1 protein-coding gene is annotated in these 1,786 nt (G+C 57.3%); it reads left to right on the top strand.

Going from position 1 to position 1,786, the window contains the following annotated elements; genetic code table 11:
* Positions 1-1,785 (top strand): O-antigen ligase family protein (locus ACX3P1_RS27980; RefSeq protein WP_459083043.1); only part of this gene is annotated, 1,785 nt, incomplete at its 5' end.
* Position 1,786 lies beyond the last annotated feature (1 nt).

The following is a 1,786-nucleotide window of genomic DNA, read 5'->3' as shown; positions in this document are numbered from 1 at the left end:
CCGCGCATTGAGGCAATTATCGCTACTGCGCCGGATTTCGATCTGATCAAGCTTATCAACCACAGGTCCAAGCTCTTTATCCGCGTAGCCAAGACCTCGCTCGGTGACGAGATCGGCCGAACGCTGCTTGGTCCGCAAGGATCCACGGCAGCCTATCTCGTAACAAGGGACGGTGCACGCAAGATCGTTTCTCAACTGGCCGTCATGTCGCTTCCATGGGACGTGGCGGCGGAGCGGTTCTGGGATTCGAACTTAAAGGTCTACTCCAGCCGCCGGAACGTTCTGGACTTCGGGCCCGGCAGAGCCGTTTCCAGTATTGTAGGCCCTTCCGGCAGCTATAAGGCAGGACATTTCCCTTGGTGGAAACGGCTCCATACAGCGAGTTTTCGCATAAAGGACCAATTGTTACGCCTGCATAACGTTTTCCTGCGGCCGCCGCTCGGACACGATACTTCGAACCATGCGGCTGCAGAGGTGGAGAAAAACCCACTGAAAGAGGCGATGGCAGCCATCGCGATATTGGCGCTGATATCCGCCGTCTGGGTGGAGTCGGACGCATATCGCTACGCCGGGCTCCTGCTCGTTCTATTCGCCGTCGTGCGCTGGTTCCGGACCGACGTGTGGACCTACGGCAAGCCCTTAATAGGCTGGGCGGGCTTTCTCTGCCTCGGATGGGCCATCTACGTTCTTGACAGGCTGACATTGGTTTACTTTACCACCGGCCAACTCGGTTCAGCTGAGGGAATCTATCTATTTCCGGCGCTATATACCACGACGGCATACGGGTTTCTTGCGTACATCAGGCGACCGGCTGTTGTGGTCTTGTGGTTCATGATCCTCAGTTTTGTCTTCCTTGCCGCCGGCACCCGCTACGCAGAGATTATTCAAGGCGTAAGACCGGAGCCGTGGCTCTTCAACAATCCGATCCATGCGGCCGTCGCCGCAGGCATGATATTTCTGTGCGCCCTACAATTTGCCTCGTACACGGCTCAAAGAAGCGACCTGAATGGGGGAGCAAAGATACTGTATTGGACGCTTGCGGCAGCCGTACTTCTGCTTGCGTCCGTCAACATCGTCGTGCTCCGCTCGAAGGGCGTCTGGTTCGCGCTTGCCGTCGCGCTGCTTCTGTCGGCGGTTATGGCTCTGGCAAGAGGGATCAACCGTCGCGAGTTGCTGGCGGGTACTGGCATTCTGACGCTGGTGCTGGCCGCCATCGCGGCATCCCACAATATCTTCTTTTCGACGGCCGGCAGCACTGCGACCTTCATACTGGATTTCTGTTCAGACGTAGCTGGTCGTGGGTGGGATGCAGCAATCGAGCAGGCACTTACCAGCAACTTAGTCCCCGCGACTGTTCAAGAGCGATTGATGCTTTGGGTCAACGCACTGGACGTGTGGGGGCGCCATCCGATCTTCGGTGCGGGCTCGTCGTGGCTGACCGAGTGGCAGGACCGAACCTACCGGCCCGAAATCTACGACGTCATCCACAACGGCTATCTGGAGGTGGCGGTTCGCTATGGCATTGTCGGCTTGGCATTCTATACCTTCCTCTTCGTATGGGCAGCCAGGCAAGTTTTACAGGCCGCCCGGGCGGGACTCGTCGCGCGCGCTGCTTGGCGCTGCTATATCTCAACCCTTGTCTTCTTCGCCCTGACGATCCTCAGCAATTCGAACAACCGACTGGCAATCGGCGAATCCTACATGTGGTTCGCGGCAGCCTTCGGGTTTTACTGCTTCTATCTGCGTCAAAAGGCCAATCTTGTTGCGCCCAGAACTTACTTCTAAA

This window comes from Mesorhizobium sp. A623, from assembly GCF_054489405.1.
This window is presented reverse-complemented; position numbering and strand designations above follow the sequence as displayed.